This is a genomic window from Morganella sp. GD04133 (assembly GCF_029835375.1).
In the GTDB taxonomy this organism is placed as follows: domain Bacteria; phylum Pseudomonadota; class Gammaproteobacteria; order Enterobacterales; family Enterobacteriaceae; genus Morganella; species Morganella morganii_B.
On the sequence record NZ_JAODZS010000004.1, the window covers coordinates 34752 to 49292 of the forward strand.

The 14541-nt window shown below is 45.4% G+C and carries 17 protein-coding genes and 1 tRNA gene; all 18 read right to left on the reverse strand.

Annotation, left to right across the window (positions count from 1 at the left end; genetic code table 11):
* Positions 1–142: 142 nt before the first annotated feature.
* The 18 genes from N7387_RS02575 to N7387_RS02660 all read right to left on the reverse strand — a co-directional run bounded on the left by N7387_RS02575 (position 143) and on the right by N7387_RS02660 (position 14488).
* Positions 143–328, reverse strand: coding sequence for a hypothetical protein (locus N7387_RS02575; protein ID WP_279796604.1), 186 nt, complete (start codon positions 326–328; stop codon positions 143–145).
* Between the two features lie 1251 nt (positions 329–1579).
* Entirely contained in the window at positions 1580–2275 is a 696-nt protein-coding gene (locus tag N7387_RS02580; RefSeq protein ID WP_279796606.1) for an Imm52 family immunity protein, read from the reverse strand.
* Positions 2272–3048 carry a Tox-REase-5 domain-containing protein gene (locus N7387_RS02585; protein WP_279796608.1) on the reverse strand — a complete coding sequence of 259 codons (777 nt, stop codon included), beginning with the start codon at positions 3046–3048 and terminating at the stop codon, positions 2272–2274. The genes N7387_RS02580 and N7387_RS02585 overlap by 4 nt, the downstream gene beginning before the upstream one ends.
* A gap of 4 nt (positions 3049–3052) precedes the next feature.
* Positions 3053–3388, reverse strand: coding sequence for a hypothetical protein (locus tag N7387_RS02590; RefSeq protein ID WP_262883889.1), 336 nt, complete (start codon positions 3386–3388; stop codon positions 3053–3055).
* Positions 3375–3881 (reverse strand): DUF4123 domain-containing protein, encoded by a 507-nt coding sequence (locus N7387_RS02595; protein WP_279796612.1) that lies wholly within the window; start codon positions 3879–3881, stop codon positions 3375–3377. The genes N7387_RS02590 and N7387_RS02595 overlap by 14 nt, the downstream gene beginning before the upstream one ends.
* Position 3882: 1 nt before the next feature.
* Positions 3883–5895, reverse strand: a complete 2013-nt coding sequence (gene tssI / locus N7387_RS02600; RefSeq protein ID WP_279796614.1) for a type VI secretion system tip protein TssI/VgrG — start codon at positions 5893–5895, stop codon at positions 3883–3885.
* A gap of 142 nt (positions 5896–6037) precedes the next feature.
* A complete protein-coding gene (locus N7387_RS02605) occupies positions 6038–6307 on the reverse strand; it encodes a hypothetical protein (protein ID WP_279796616.1) in 270 nt (89 codons plus the stop codon).
* A gap of 658 nt (positions 6308–6965) precedes the next feature.
* Positions 6966–9350, reverse strand: coding sequence for a primase-helicase zinc-binding domain-containing protein (locus N7387_RS02610; protein WP_279796618.1), 2385 nt, complete (start codon positions 9348–9350; stop codon positions 6966–6968).
* Between the two features lie 101 nt (positions 9351–9451).
* Positions 9452–9673: a hypothetical protein gene (locus N7387_RS02615; RefSeq protein WP_262883375.1), complete on the reverse strand. Its 222-nt coding sequence runs from the start codon at positions 9671–9673 to the stop codon at positions 9452–9454.
* The gene (locus tag N7387_RS02620; protein WP_262883374.1) at positions 9670–10014 is read right to left on the reverse strand and encodes a hypothetical protein; all 345 of its coding nucleotides are present in this window, start codon (positions 10012–10014) and stop codon (positions 9670–9672) included. Before N7387_RS02620 ends, N7387_RS02615 begins: the two co-directional genes overlap by 4 nt.
* Positions 10011–10187, reverse strand: a complete 177-nt coding sequence (locus N7387_RS02625; RefSeq protein ID WP_262883373.1) for a DUF4222 domain-containing protein — start codon at positions 10185–10187, stop codon at positions 10011–10013. Before N7387_RS02625 ends, N7387_RS02620 begins: the two co-directional genes overlap by 4 nt.
* Complete coding sequence (locus tag N7387_RS02630) at positions 10180–11130, reverse strand: host cell division inhibitor Icd-like protein (RefSeq protein WP_279796622.1); 951 nt, start codon at positions 11128–11130, stop codon at positions 10180–10182. Before N7387_RS02630 ends, N7387_RS02625 begins: the two co-directional genes overlap by 8 nt.
* Positions 11130–11726: a BRO family protein gene (locus tag N7387_RS02635; protein ID WP_279796623.1), complete on the reverse strand. Its 597-nt coding sequence runs from the start codon at positions 11724–11726 to the stop codon at positions 11130–11132. Before N7387_RS02635 ends, N7387_RS02630 begins: the two co-directional genes overlap by 1 nt.
* A gap of 13 nt (positions 11727–11739) precedes the next feature.
* On the reverse strand, positions 11740–12135 hold the full coding sequence (locus N7387_RS02640) for a hypothetical protein (RefSeq protein ID WP_279796625.1): 396 nt from the start codon (positions 12133–12135) through the stop codon (positions 11740–11742).
* Entirely contained in the window at positions 12135–12341 is a 207-nt protein-coding gene (locus N7387_RS02645) for an AlpA family transcriptional regulator (protein WP_279796628.1), read from the reverse strand. Before N7387_RS02645 ends, N7387_RS02640 begins: the two co-directional genes overlap by 1 nt.
* A 127-nt stretch (positions 12342–12468) precedes the next feature.
* Positions 12469–13062: a hypothetical protein gene (locus N7387_RS02650; protein WP_262883368.1), complete on the reverse strand. Its 594-nt coding sequence runs from the start codon at positions 13060–13062 to the stop codon at positions 12469–12471.
* Between the two features lie 10 nt (positions 13063–13072).
* Positions 13073–14251: a tyrosine-type recombinase/integrase gene (locus N7387_RS02655; RefSeq protein ID WP_262883367.1), complete on the reverse strand. Its 1179-nt coding sequence runs from the start codon at positions 14249–14251 to the stop codon at positions 13073–13075.
* Positions 14252–14414: 163 nt separating this feature from the next.
* Positions 14415–14488, reverse strand: a tRNA-Gly gene (locus N7387_RS02660).
* Between the last annotated feature and the right edge of the window lie 53 nt (positions 14489–14541).

Genomic DNA, 14541 nt, shown 5'->3' on the forward strand with positions numbered 1-14541 from the left:
CGATAATGGTTTACCCCTATCCCACACACCGAACTACCCCAATAATATTGGGTCAGTTAAATGGCAGATTACTGCCGCTTTTAAAGTCGGGATTCCTCACCTTTGAATTTCCCGATTTCAAATCCGACAATGCTAACTTTTACTAACAGGTGACTATCTGCGCCCCGGTGAGTTGATACCCGTTAAACCATTCATGCCGACCAGTGGCAATAACTCGGCTCCCTCTCTGGCAGGTCATCAGTTCCAATGCGTTCAGATCAAATGCCACCAGCTTCAGCGGATAGGGGCTGCGGCGTTCGCTTTCTGCCTGAATGGTCATTGTTGCCATTACTTTACCTGTTGCCGTCCTGACTCGGTGAGGCTGTTTCGTGACGGTGCCGGTTACTGTCGCTGTGATGGGCTTTGCTTTTCGATATGAGCGCATGGGTCACCGGCTGGCTGCTGAGGCTGAAAATACGAATAACTGATTGCGCAATTTACCCTAGGAATTCCTGGGTTTTTAACTGCGCAGAACCTTAGCAAATCTTAGCATTTCAGTGCGCAATCTAATGCGTCTAATCGCCCGCTCCCCTTGTGTTACAAGGCCTGTAAGAGGTTCGCATTCGGTTCGCACTTTGCGCAGAGTTGTGCGCAATTCGCAGTTTTAAGCGCTGTTTTCCGCCGACATTGCGCAGCAGACCTCAATAAATCTCTATATCAAAACGTGCGAAATTATCATCAAACCCGCATCAACACTGGATTCAGCGTGATTCGCACTTTGCGCAGTGTGCCCGCAATTCGCAATCTGACCTTAACATTTCTATACATCGCCATTTGCGCAGAAATCACGTCAGCCCTTGTGACACAAGGCTTTGACCGAGGTTCGCACTTGGTTCGCAGTGCGCAGTTTGCGAGTTTCGTTTTGCGCATTTTGACCTCGACATTTCTATACATAAAACTAATGCGCAACCCTGCTTCACGCCTTATGGATAAAGGCTTTGTGATGGTTCGCACCTGCCCGAACTTTGCGCAAAATACCGATACATTCCGATACGTTCCGATACATTCGAACCGAAAACATTTATAGATTTTTTAAGGTGTGGCGAGGATCTGCGGACGGATTTACCTTATCAAACCTCATCATCTGGAACGTTAGCAAATGTTAGCATCCGTGCTGGGTCAGAAACGCCAGATAACGTTATCAAATGTTGTCATTTTACTTAAGATTTCCAAAGATTCAGACCGATAAACCTTAGGAAAACTTAGGATTGCGACGACCGAAAAACGTTAGGATTTGTTAGGTTCTATATCTTGAACATGTAGTCATATCATCATTATCTTTTAATGCGGAGAAAATTTTAACGCATATTTTCTCCGCGTCTTTCATTTTAATGTCATGACAGACAGCGATGCAATCAGTGTGGTTCACAAGTAGTTTTCATTCCCTTCAGGACAATTTCGCCCTGAAAGGTCATGAAAGAGGAACCGGAAACCATCTGAAAGTATAACACCCTAAATATTATCAATGATGTTATTATTATAGATGAGAGTGTTTTTATAGTTCTCATACAAATAACGTCTTCCATTAACCTAATTTTTATTATACATACAAATCTTTGTAAAGAGGTAAAGCGCCATGCTCAACCAAACTAATTTCTATCAAATTAGATATTTTTATATCGGAATCCCGATCTCCATGGTAGTTATTTTTCCTTGATATAATTAGTGACTTATTTCCATTAGAAAAATAAATAACATCCTCTGCATCCTTAACTATATTTTTATCTATTTTTTTGTTTAAGAAAAGCATCCATCCAACGGAAGGCCTATCAGGAAAAACAAACCTTCTCTTTAGTTTATAGTGATTGGTATCAACCATTATTAATTTAGTGTTATAATGCTCAACAATTTCGCAAATAAATGAAAAAACATAATCAAACTTAACCTCACCAGAATAATCAAGGCTTACCTTTAACGTTATTTTTTTCTCTCCTGAGTAAATAAGGTAATCCAACGTGACTGAAGCTGATTCAGGAGCATCATTATCGTTACCATCCCATAAGTGAATTGTATTACTCTTATCAAATTCATCTATCAATTCATTACTAAGCTCACCTTCATTAAATGCTTTATATTTCAAAGACTCACTTAGACTTTCTCCGCCCATAAACCAGCACTTACTGTTACTATCGGTAATAACACTCACCATGTGAGTCATCTTTAATAACAAATCCTTACATACAGAATGAATATCTAAGTTAATTTCAGTGATAAGCACTGTAATGTCTAATCTCATCTTATGCTCCAATTCAAATTATTTATTGGGGTGTAATTTGTTCTTATGAAATTAAATACAAGTAGTAGCTCAGATGCGAAATTGTATATATTCTCCGTTCCAAAGTGCCAATCCACATAAGATTTCCCTTCAAACAGGTTAGCACAAAGCCAATTCTGGCTTTCTGCTTGAGATTTCATTCCTCCTCCTGACTTCCACCATTTTTTAACTATCCCATCTTTATCAAAAAAATTATCAAAGTTATATTTAGTTTCAATAAAATTACACTCTTCTGGTTTCCACCCATCAAAATCAACCGGTTTAACACGCATCGGTGGTATAACTGTACACTCCCATTCACCAATGTACGTTTCTCTGGAGCCATCGGGTGAATATGTTTCAGTAATCTGAGAATTACAGATTATTGACTGATACAGGTAAGAATCAGGTGTCGTTGTTCGGGTGATTTTCCTTGGTACAGGGACTATATAATTTTCAGCCGGACAGTCTTCACATGCTTTAGTTGTCGATATTTCCGCTGCGGCTATTGCAACGACTGCTGTATCAAGAATAACTGAATTAGCCTCATTGATTTTATCCTGTTCTTCAATAGGAAGATCCTCAATTGAAATTCCCTGTATTCTTTTCTTATGTTCACGCAGACGTTCCTGTAACTCTTCATCTGACGGAAGAATTGCTATTGTTGCCGCCGCTGCTGTTACTGCGGCAACACCTTCTGCGGATAAACTGAAAGCAATGGCTTCTGCTATGACAGGCAATAAAAAAGCAACCAATGAATTATCTCCATTCAAGTTTTTTTGTCAGAATATGTAAGTAATCTTTGTATTGTTGCTCAGGATTACAATCCTGTTCTTCCAGCATATTCCGGATTGACGGCACTTTATGATATCCGGGAACACACGCTTCATATAATAAAAAAGAACGAATCAATTTTTCATTTGTAAAACCAACCGATATCACATAGGCATATGCCTCTGTAAGTCGTTCTGTCATTGATTCTGGTTTTTTTATATCACCACCATATTTGTAAAAAAACTCACTTTTGACTTTAGCTATATAATTCTCAGTCTCGATGTTATCTATTTTTTTCAGGGTATTTTCAGATAGTTTCATATAACTTCCTTTTGAGACTGTAGCAATTGCCCTCAGATTTATATATCCATTCATCAACCATAGACACAATGGATTCACACTGTTCTTTTTCCAGAATTTCTGGTAGGTTTTTCAGTACTCTCGGGTCATAAAAACGAAATAATGCAACTTTATCATCAGGTAATGTGACATTTAAAAACGACGCTAAGTGAATTGCCAGCTTATCTAATAAATGTGTACTGGCTATCCATGAAACCACCGGGGCTTTTGAATCCAGCTTATATAGTTCAGATAATAAATCAGCTGATTTTTTTACATCCACAAGCCAGGGCCCAGCCCATGCCATCATAGAATCCGGAAATTGACGAAATAACGGACTTGTAATATTTTTCATATAACATATTTCTTTCCCATAAATACGTTCATATTGCAATCCGCAAACTAATGCATAATGATTAAGACCTGATGCATATTTCCGCAGATGGTCATATCCATTATTTTGCTCCTGAAACATGTTAATCCTCGCCTCTGATAATTATAGCCTGTCCGCTTTCCGCCGCATTCAGTAAACACCGGAGACAAAGTTTTTTCGTTATATCCGGCTCAGAATTGGGTTCGTGCTTAGGTAAAACAGTTTCTGGTATATCGGGTACATCCGGATATTTCCCCTGCCAGCCACCTCCTGTCAGTGGTGAACCAGAGCCCAGATTTACCATACTGCTTGAGGTAATCCCTCCGGCATCAATCCTGATAAAATGCCCTGCAGCCTGAAAACTCAGTTCTGCTCCTGCTTCTATCACTAATTTCTGACCTGATTTTAAATGAATTTCATCATTACTCAGCAAATAGAAACTATTATCAGTTTTTACATGTATATCTGTGTTCGATGTTAATGAGGTAGAATTGATCGATTGTATACGTAATTCATTATCAACCATTAAATGCTTATCGTTCTTTACCCGATCAACGCGATTATTTTCAGTTATTTCACTTTTATTATTCTTAACATGTACATTCATATCATGCTGTGCATGTATGTATACTTCTTCCTGCCCTGTTTTATCCTCAAACCGCAGCTCGTTAAACCCCTCCCCCTTATGAGTTTTGGTACGGAACGTAGTGCGGGTTTTCTCGACCGGCAGCGTCAGCGGCGGGCTGTTGCGCCCGTTATACGTGCAGCCGGTGATGATCGGGCAATCGATATCCCCGTTAAGGTAAGAAATAATCACTTCCTGCCCGATACGCGGGATCGACATAAATCCGAAACCGTTCCCGTTCCAGCCGTGGGCCACCCGCACCCAGCAGGAGGCGCTGTGATCCGGCCTGCCGCGCCGGTCCCAGTGAAAACGGACCGTGACAGCGCCATCGGCGTTGGTATAGATTTCCTCCCCCGGCGGCCCGACTACCGTTGCCAGTTCGTTACCGTCAGCGGTCGGTTTATAGCGGAACGGCGGACGCCATTCCTGAGAGCCGGGGATAAACTGCACGGCATTACTGAAGGTGGTCCCCTCACCGCCGCTGTTGTCTGCCAGGGGCTGCACACCCCGGTGACTGACACTGATCACCTGCCACGACTGATTCATGACTCCTGACGGATGGTTTTTCAGAGTGAAGAGTTTACCCGGCATCAGCGCAAAGCAGTTGGTGCCTGCACTGCCGGTCTGACGTTCATTCTGGGATTGTTCATAACGCAGCATCGTAAAATAACCACCCTGCTCGTCCTGCTGAAAACGACCGTAACTTTCAAAGGTGGTGTGTTGCCGGTGAACATCTCCGGTCAGCTGATGTTCAAGGGGATAGGAGGGATTCTTCGGGTTATAATCTTTGTGGATCTGAATATCACTGCATAACTTTTCGGCATAACGCCAGGAGAATGCCGTGCTGTCACCGGTATCGGTATCCGCCTGCGGGTTATAGGTCAGGTGAATACCCGCCGTCATGCCGAGATGACTGTCACTGTAAAACAGTTTCGGACCTTCCTCGAACCAGAAGTTAATCCCTTCCTCAGAAGCCAGACGACACCAGAAATCATAAGCGGATTCCCGTTTCTGGGTGATGTAATCCCGCTTACCGTGCAGTTCGCCATCGTAAAATTTCAGGTCATTTTTGACATGCGCCTCATCCAGCAGGGTGGCGAGGACTTCCGGTACGGATTGCTGCCGGAAAATCCGGCTGTCCTGATTAAGCGTCATGATCCACATTTCCGGGCGGATAATAAACTGATACCAGGTTTTGTTGCCGTCAGTATTGCCCTGTTCAGCGGAAGCCAGCAGCCCCTGCACGGTACGCACTTTGACACCGCCACGAATGACGGTCAGTGAAGCGGCGGAGCCTAAATGTTCCTCAAAGGCAACGGACGACAGCAGGCTGACTGCACTGATGGTCAGCGAAAACAACGAAGACAGGGATTCACTGAGTGAAAACTCGGTCACCCGGAAGGTATTTTCCGGCAACCGTCCGATTTTACAGGTAAAAACCAGCCCGGACTGAGAATCATAATCCGCAAAAATATCTGTAAAAGATTGCAAAAACTACTCCCTATATATGCGGTAATTTAGCATGGTTGAGATGGCACTTAACGATAATCACCTGAAAAAAGACAACCATAACTAACTGGTTACTAAGCTGTGTCTGTTTGTATTTACTATGGCGGGGAATCGTAAATTTCACTTAAGAATTTGTAAAGATAAATGTTGGTCTGTCTGTTATTTTTATCAAAAAGGGGGCTAATATCCTGCCTGTACGGCGTTTCCGCTTCTTCGCGTGAGCCTCTGCCTTGTTTTTCTTCTGCGGCTGCTGTTGGGCTTTCTGCTGCGTTTCAGCCGGTGCGCTTTTGGGTGCTTCGGTCGCGGATGGCATCACTGCCGCCGGTTTCTTTTTCAGGGTTAAAATGGGTCTGGTCATTTTTCTTCCCCTTTCGTCTGGCAGGTTTTGAGCCACGCCCTCAGAATGCGCCGCTTATACTGATGTGCGGTTACAATAAGGCCGTTATTTTTCATTTCCTGCCTCCAGTTTTTTGACAGCTCAAATTCCCTGATAACCTCTTTTTTGAGATTAGTGTCGTACCATGAAACGGCAACAGTTTCTTTTCCGTTTTTATTGCTGCGGCCTGTCACCGCCATTGCGGAACAAAGCCAGTCTTTGACTTCACATATAGCATCAGTTCCTGCCCTCGTGTAATCACTGTGCCGGACTGCATATATATTCCCGTCATGAGAAACAACGGCATAATGCCCCCCCGGCAGTTAAGGAAACGGTACCAACCAGAGAGGGCGCTTTTTTATTGCTCGGTATTTTCGATGCTTTGTTCATTTATTAACCTTAATTCTATTTGTGCGCACGGTGTGCAAAAAGTTTTATGCTTCAACTGTTCATGTGTTCATAAAGAGACAATATCGTTAAATAACAATACATTGTTTATGAATACCACTATGTACAGTTATGTACACTTAATGATCACTTTACATAAAACAATGAACAGTCATGTACACTTAATGAATAGTCAGAATTAAAGTATTCATAAATTAATTATTGATTTATATATGTTTTCATAAGTAATGAACAGTATGAACACTTTTCCTAAAACTTTACCCGCACGTTATTTTGACGGTACACGGGGGAGCCAGTCCTCCGCCTCAGATTCGTTTAATTCGAGGTTTGTTCTCACCCCCTGAGTCACCCGATCCTTAATGTATTTTTTCCCCAGCTCCTTCAACGCTCCATCAATAGACCGCCCGAATGTTGTCAGGGTCAGCGGGTTTTTATTGCCGTTCCCCTGCATATATGCAATGTAGGCGTGATACAGATACTTTCTCGGGGCAGGTGGTGCGATATTGGCATTACCCATAAACATCCCCGAAACACTCTCCAGTGCGACCAGATAAGCGCAAAAGTCTATCAGCGGGTCTGTCTCGCGCTTAACCTCCGTTGCCTCGCCGGAACCGCGCTGCTCAATCAGTAACGTGCTGGCAGTCTCTGAGTCCGGAAATTCCCGCAGTAAATCGCGGATAATGACGGGGATCTCCGCCTGTATCTTTTCTGGCAGATTCCTGTCTTTTTTATCTTCGCCCACCGTGTCGTTAAAGTGGAAGATAACCCGCCTCCGTGCCACCCCGTTACTGCGTTCGGTAAATTGCATGGGGCGGTTTCCGGTCATGAATACAACGGACTTCATCACGGTTGAGAACTGTTTCTCATACTTCGGGTCAATACCCACCGGATCACCGCCGGTAATGGCTTTCAGTCCCGCACCATCCCCGACATATTTCGGCTGGTCTGGCAGCAGGATCAGCTTTTTACCGACAAACTGCGCCCGCCCTCTGGCATCATCCAGTGATTTCAGATCTCCGCTTGAGGTGTTGTGCTTTCCGGCCAGCAGTTCCGCGATATGTGCAAACACACTTTTGCCGCTGCCGCCCGCCCCGGTTGCCTCAATAAACATCTGCCAGTCGTACCGGTTGGCAAACACCATATACAGCCCGGCTTTTATGCGGCGTGCTTTACGCTCATTCCCGCCGGAGACGTGGTTCAGCCATTTGGTGAAGTTAGGCGCGTGCGTTTTCAGGTTTTCCCCTGCCGCCGGTTCGGTATAGGTGATCCCGTTCTCATTCAGCAGCCAGTCGTCCGCCAGGTGCGGCCTGAAATGGTGTGTTTTGGTATCAAGGACACCGTTGGCAAACCCGATAAGGTCAATATCAGGCTCACCCATCGGCTCCGCGATAACTTTCAGCACATCAATCACGCCGCTGATCCGTCTCATGCTGAAATGAGTGTCGTTTTCTATGAAAAAATCAGCCATTTCGCGGGAAAGCTCGCTGTCTCTGATTGGTTCCCACGTTATCCCGTTATAGGTGTATACCGTGAGAGAGTCAGGGTTAACGGACAGTCTGCCGTACCGTTCTATCAGCAACTGCGCAAGCTGGTTAGGGGCAAGTTTCCCGATCTCGCTGTCCGTATCAATACTGCGCTTTTTCCGGTGGCCTGTAATAATCACTGCTGCTTCTCCCTGAACCGGATACATTCCCTGATTAAAGGCCAGTGCTGCGGCATCCAGCCCCTCATCCTGATACACATCGTTCCAGTCGCCGCTGGTGGCCGGTATCGTCACCTGACCGTTAACAGCCCGTGCCGCCGCTTCTGCTTTCTCTCTGCCGGTGTTAACCGTGTTATCTGCGTCATTATCGGCAGCAATGATAATCCGGCTCTCCGGGTACTTAGTCCGCATCACCTCAGCAATATGTATCAGGTTCCCGGCATCCATTGCCGCCACGGTCAGCGCGTCAGGGCGGATTACGTGACACGTCAGGGCTGTTGCCAGCCCCTCCGTGATAATCACCTCAGAAACGTATTCAGGCGCATTGACGGGGTAGTAACTGCCTTTCTTCGTGCTGTCAGTTAACAGACGTTTCCCGCCGTCCGGCTTAATGGTCTGTGCGCCGGTCACTGTGCCGACAGCATTCATCAGCGGGATCAGGATTGACCCGTCTGGCAGTAACAGCAGCATGAAGCCGGTCAGTCCTTTACCGGCCAGATAAACGGATTCTCCCTGCTGAATCTGTGATAACAGGCCGCGGTATCGCGCTGTGAAGCGTTTTTGTTTCTCTGCTGTGTCACGGACTTCTTTCTGCTGCTGATCGGCTTTGTGGCTCTGCTGCTGCGCACTGACCGGAGTCCGTTCTCTGGCGGGCAGATGGTCTGAACGGGTATCAATACCGATAATCCCTGCGACTTCTTTCGCAGCTTCCGTCACACTCACGCCAAGTACCCGCTGAACAAGGGCTAACCCGTCACCTGCGCCGCACTGATTACAGATAAACGTCCCGTTGCCGTCCTTATCATCAAAGCGGAACCGGTCTTTACCGCCGCATCCCGGGCAGGTTGTATGTGTATTTACCGGTAGATCCGCCCCCACAGCGGACAGTATGCCCTGCCATTGTCCGTTGGCTTTTCGCTTCACTTCCCGGATAACATCAATGGGTTTCATGCATCAGCTCTCCGTAAAAAAACATACTGGCAGAAATAAGCAATTTTTGTAAACGTGACATGTCACATATGAATTTTTTAACCGGCTATGTGTGTATTGGTTCATTCTTCTCCCCCGGCGGTCACGATATCAGCCCGCATAATGTTGCTGACATCCTGTAATGCCACAGCCGCCAACTGCTGAATAACCGCCAGAGAATACGGTATAGCTGCGCCTGTATACTCTGAATCACGTGACGCAAGTTTTTCCGCATAACCCGCCACTAAACCGACCTCGATCAGGGTATGCATTAACGTTTTGATAATGGTAGTTTCTGCACTCATACAGCCCCCTTATTCACGGGTAAACCGTTACGCCAATAAATTTCCATCTGTGCATTGTCAGCATTGAAATTAAGCGCTTCCACAATGCCGGGCAGATACACCAGGCTTTCACTGAGACCACGTAAATTATCCTTAGCCATGATCCCGCTGTAGTTTTCGTTATCACACGCCCAGAACGCCAGATCACCCATCACTTTAAGCCCGGTCATAATTCCGGCGCTGGCACTGACTGACACACTCCGTAATTCCTCCAGTTCCTCCACGCTCATAGACTTCATGTCGTGCCGGGTTGAGTAGTCACAAATACCTGTCGTTCTTCCTGCTTCTTTTTTGTCGGTCATGATGATGCTCTCCCTGCACAGGTATATTCTTTGATGAAACGACTGACCGGCATAGTGACCGCGCTGCCGAATCCGTCACGGATAAACGTCACACGGTTAAACTGAACGGACAGGACTAACACTTTTTCGCCGCTCCTGTGGGTGTAATAGCTGTGAGGTTGCAGGTTATGCATGGCGCACCTCCTGACGGACACGGGCAGAAAAAAGGCACGGCGCATCAGGCAGCATAGAACGGGCTTCCTGTTCGCTGCGGGCTTCAACGGTGAAATATCTGGACTGCTGGCAGGAGAAAAAACGCCATTTAAATTTGGGGTGAGTTTGGGCAGGGGTAGCCATCATAACGATGATCTCCGATAACTTGCTTATGGAGTCACCACCAGAGGTCTCAATCTCTATAGGGGTGGTGACGCTGACAGGGTTGAGACTACTGGAGTTATCGGAATCCAGCCAGCCCGAAGGCTGCCCCGCCAACGTCACCATTGAATCAGGACGGCATAATACCGTATTTTTCAGGTGTGCGTGGGCGCGGACACAAAAAAAGACGCAGGGCGCGTCATGTGTCGCCGATAATTGTTTCAGGGTCTCAATCCTGACACCGGATTTTGCCGGTGCCCGATCACTATAACGAACATCTGACGATAAAAACAAGTGATTATCATCAAAGTTCTTCGATTCCCCGGAAATATTCTGTTTACCCGGCTTTAACCATTGACTACTCTGTAATGGCTGATTTGCTCGATATTTAATATCGAACACGCAAAGGGGGGTGGAAACGCTGCCCTTTTTTATGGAGTCCGAAAACTCAATATCACCCCGCACAATGCCCCTGATAAAACCTTTAAATAGTGTAATTCCCCCACCTTTTGAATGACTCAAATTTGAGTAGCGCAAAATATCAGCTGATTTATAACCTGAGGAATATTCCCCTGATTGATTTCCCGTAAATTTGGGCGATTGATCGGTGTAAAATTTCGCTGATTGAACCGGTACACCGCCGTCCAGGAGAGAGCCTTTCCCCTGGCTGGCAATATCCACCCCATCGGGTGTTAATTGGTTAATATTTGCGCTTTGATACACCGTTTCGGGTGTATCAAACACTACTGAGGTGAAGGTCATCAGTGGATCTCCTCATCAAGAAAATCAGGCTGATATTTCCGCCACAATTCAGCTTCTTCACGCTGCAAGCAGGCTTTCTCAGGTTTGCATGATTGCAGGTCTCGCCAGCGCTGTGATGAGGTTAATTTGTACTGCTGCTGACGTTTGGTCAGGTCATTCAGTTCACCGAACGGCACACCATACGCGCCGGTCTTGCGGATAGACGGGATAACGTCACGGAATACCCAATTAGTGAAACGATGTGCAAAAGTGCCTTTCGTGGTCGCTTTACGACTGCGGGCAATCAGTTTATAGAAGCCAGACTCCGCAATAATCTGTCGATTAGGATTACCTTGAATACCGTAGTTTAAAGCTACAGTATTTTTTTCATCCAATTCTAAAGCCTTTAAAGCATCGCGAGAGTTAATAATCTCCAAGGCATCACAAACATCTTTAGCAATAAACCACGGCTCATCATTGATTTTAACAACCCGTACCTGCACACCTTCAAACCGGATAAATGAAATATCATCAGAGTTGATATTCAAAATATCGTCTGACTCAAATTTAGGGTGAGCTTGGCTGGTGGCATTAAAGCCACTTTTTAAATTTTCCATTGTGATTACTCCGTTATTCGGTCGGGTACAGGCTTAAAATATTATCTGTGAGTGCTTTGCTTACCGGCTGATACTTTCCCTGCTCTGCGCAATGATTGATTAAATTAATCACCTTCTGCACGTCCTGAGCGGTTTTAAAGCGATAGCGATAATGTGAGCCAATACCATCAGGGTTAGGCTCATCAAGGCGTTCCAGTTCAATATTCAGCTTACGTTCGAGTTCGTTCGGGTAATTGCGTCCGGACAATAACCGGCAATGGAATAAGATTTCATTTTCCGTAAAGCCATTAATACCAGTACCGGTCATATATAAACGGGCACGGTGTTTTTTCGGTGGATTCTTTGATAAGATAAATGACGCGAAACTATCCTCAAAAGCCACCTGTGACGGGTGGTTTTTCTTTTCCATTACAGCACCTCACCACTTTGCTGGTCGCGTTCGGCAATGCGAGCCTCAATCCATGCATCGATTTCGCTTTCAACCCATGCAACTGCACGCAGGCCTAATTTCGTGGGGCGCGGGAAACGCTTTTGAGACATGAGACGATAGATCCACGGCTCGCTAAAACCAGTTTTCTCCATAACCTTTGGTAAGCGGATAAGATTACTTGCCATGCATTTACACTCCTGAGTGGTGGTTAACAATACATGGCAATATTTTCACTGACTGATAAAGATTTGAATTCACCTACTGGCACGAGCACGCATATTCCAGATAAAGCACGTAGGTGCTGGCACAGTCTTATTTTTTAATATGTTTCAATATCCATTTGTGAATAGTTTCCCATGGCTGAGAACCAGATAAAGGCACACCAGATTGTTTTGAAAATTCAACAATCTCCGCTTCAATTTTCTGCGCGGCTTCTCTTGCGGAATTCCATTTCTTTGCTTCATAGAGTTCAAGCACTCTTTTTTTTAATACATCATATTTTTGTGCCCTCCCCTTTCCTCCTGCCCTGGCCAGTCGATTAGGGGCGGTTTTCAGATCATTACCTAAGCTCTGCACCAAATCACTCATGGTATAAACACTACTTAGCGCTACATCATTGAATTCATCTATTGCAACATCGGTTTCCCTGTATTGTTCTGTTAATTTTTGCGAAGCATCTGAAACTCTTGTTGCTGCGGATAGTGCCAGTTTCGTAGCCTCTAATTCCACGACTGTTTCAATAAGGGCTGAAAATATCTCTTTTGGATTTAATGCTGAAAGCTGTTTGGCTTTATTCATAACATCTAAATTCAGGATAGATAAATTATCGTTATTAGCTTTTTTTCGAATTGAATCAGCAACAGACAATTTAAACTCATTGAATAATTTATTATTTAAATCGTTCATTTTCGGCCTCTTAATTGGTCTGTAATCCGTCGATCATGTCGGCATACCACTGGAGCATTTCCCGGCGGCCGTCCAGATATTGCGCATGGTTGTACGTCCCGCGAATCGAGTTCTTATCAACGTGTGCGAGCTGTGTCTCAATCCATGCGGTGTTATAACCCTGTTCGTGCAGGATTGTACTCATTGTGTGCCGGAAGCCGTGACCGGTGACACGCCCCGCATATCCAATCCGGCGAATCAGTACATTCAGTGCCATTTCACTCATTGGCTGACTGGATTTAATGCGTCCGGGGAAAACAAACTGACCTAGCCCTGATATCGGCTGTAACTGTTCCAGAATATTCATGGCCTGCAGAGACAACGGCACAATGTGAGGACGGCGCATCTTCATTTTTTCTGCCGGTATTTCCCATGTACGATTATCGAAATTAATCTCTGACCACTCCGCTTTACGCAATTCACCAGGGCGAACGCCGGTAATCATCTGTAAGCGCATTGCCATTTTGACAAGGAAACTACCGGTATATGTGTTCAGTGCTTTGCAGAACGCCGGTATCTCGTCCACTTTCAAAAAGGCATAGTGTGTTTTTTTATGCGGGGCAAATGCAGATACCAGATCCGGAGCCGGATTATATTCAGCCCGTCCGGTGACTATTGCATACCGCCATACCTCGCCGCAGCGTTGCCGTACCTTTCTGAGCTTTTCTGTAGCACCCCGATCATTCAGGCGTGACAGTACCGCCATTAACTCCATTGGTTTTATATCCGCTATCGGACGACTGCCAATCAGCGGGAAAACATCCTTCTCAAAGGTTTCTATCATTTCCTCAGCATAGGACGCAGACCATCTATCAAACCGCTTCTCATACCATTCACGGGCAATTCCCTCGAATGTATTTTCATGGCGGTTCGCCAGTTCCTGTTTTTGAGCCTTGCGAACATCGCTCGGGTTTATGCCACCAGCAATCAGCTTTTTAGCCTCATCTCTTTTTGCTCTGGCATCAGCCAGTGACACAGACGGATATGTACCCAGAGACAGCATTTTCGCTTTACCGGCAAAACGATATCGCAGCCGCCAGCCTTTCGCACCGTTCGGCTCAATCAGCATAGACAGGCCGTTACCGTCATTAAGTGTATAGCTCTTTTCTTTTGGCTTAGATCGCCGAATTTCAACGTCTGTCAGCGGCATGTGTATAGCTCCGAAGAAACGATTTCATCCTATACGCATTACTATACAACTATATGTGTAGATTTACCTAGAACCATGTAGAGCTTGAAAATATCAACTCGTCCTGAGATGCTTATGTCTGCTGGATTTTATAGGGGTTAAGAGAACTTGAGAGAGGTTTGTTTGGAGCGGGCGAAGGGAATCGAACCCTCGTATAGAGCTTGGGAAGCTCTCGTTCTGCCATTGAACTACGCCCGCGTCAGGATGTGTGAGATTATACGCCGGTCATCTTGTTTATCAAGAGGATAGTG

Bases quoted from the DNA above. Each gene is read 5' to 3' on its own strand.
- N7387_RS02635 (WP_279796623.1), bottom strand. From the start codon at position 11,726: ATGGAAAATTTAAAAAGTGGCTTTAATGCCACCAGCCAAGCTCACCCT.
- N7387_RS02645 (WP_279796628.1), bottom strand. From the start codon at position 12,341: ATGGCAAGTAATCTTATCCGCTTACCAAAGGTTATGGAGAAAACTGGT.
- N7387_RS02655 (WP_262883367.1), bottom strand. From the start codon at position 14,251: ATGCCGCTGACAGACGTTGAAATTCGGCGATCTAAGCCAAAAGAAAAG.
- N7387_RS02610 (WP_279796618.1), bottom strand. From the start codon at position 9,350: ATGAAACCCATTGATGTTATCCGGGAAGTGAAGCGAAAAGCCAACGGA.
- N7387_RS02615 (WP_262883375.1), bottom strand. From the start codon at position 9,673: ATGAGTGCAGAAACTACCATTATCAAAACGTTAATGCATACCCTGATC.
- N7387_RS02580 (WP_279796606.1), bottom strand. From the start codon at position 2,275: ATGAGATTAGACATTACAGTGCTTATCACTGAAATTAACTTAGATATT.
- N7387_RS02650 (WP_262883368.1), bottom strand. From the start codon at position 13,062: ATGAACGATTTAAATAATAAATTATTCAATGAGTTTAAATTGTCTGTT.
- N7387_RS02595 (WP_279796612.1), bottom strand. From the start codon at position 3,881: ATGTTTCAGGAGCAAAATAATGGATATGACCATCTGCGGAAATATGCA.
- N7387_RS02620 (WP_262883374.1), bottom strand. From the start codon at position 10,014: ATGACCGACAAAAAAGAAGCAGGAAGAACGACAGGTATTTGTGACTAC.
- N7387_RS02575 (WP_279796604.1), bottom strand. From the start codon at position 328: ATGGCAACAATGACCATTCAGGCAGAAAGCGAACGCCGCAGCCCCTAT.
- N7387_RS02630 (WP_279796622.1), bottom strand. From the start codon at position 11,130: ATGACCTTCACCTCAGTAGTGTTTGATACACCCGAAACGGTGTATCAA.
- N7387_RS02590 (WP_262883889.1), bottom strand. From the start codon at position 3,388: ATGAAACTATCTGAAAATACCCTGAAAAAAATAGATAACATCGAGACT.
- N7387_RS02640 (WP_279796625.1), bottom strand. From the start codon at position 12,135: ATGGAAAAGAAAAACCACCCGTCACAGGTGGCTTTTGAGGATAGTTTC.
- N7387_RS02625 (WP_262883373.1), bottom strand. From the start codon at position 10,187: ATGCATAACCTGCAACCTCACAGCTATTACACCCACAGGAGCGGCGAA.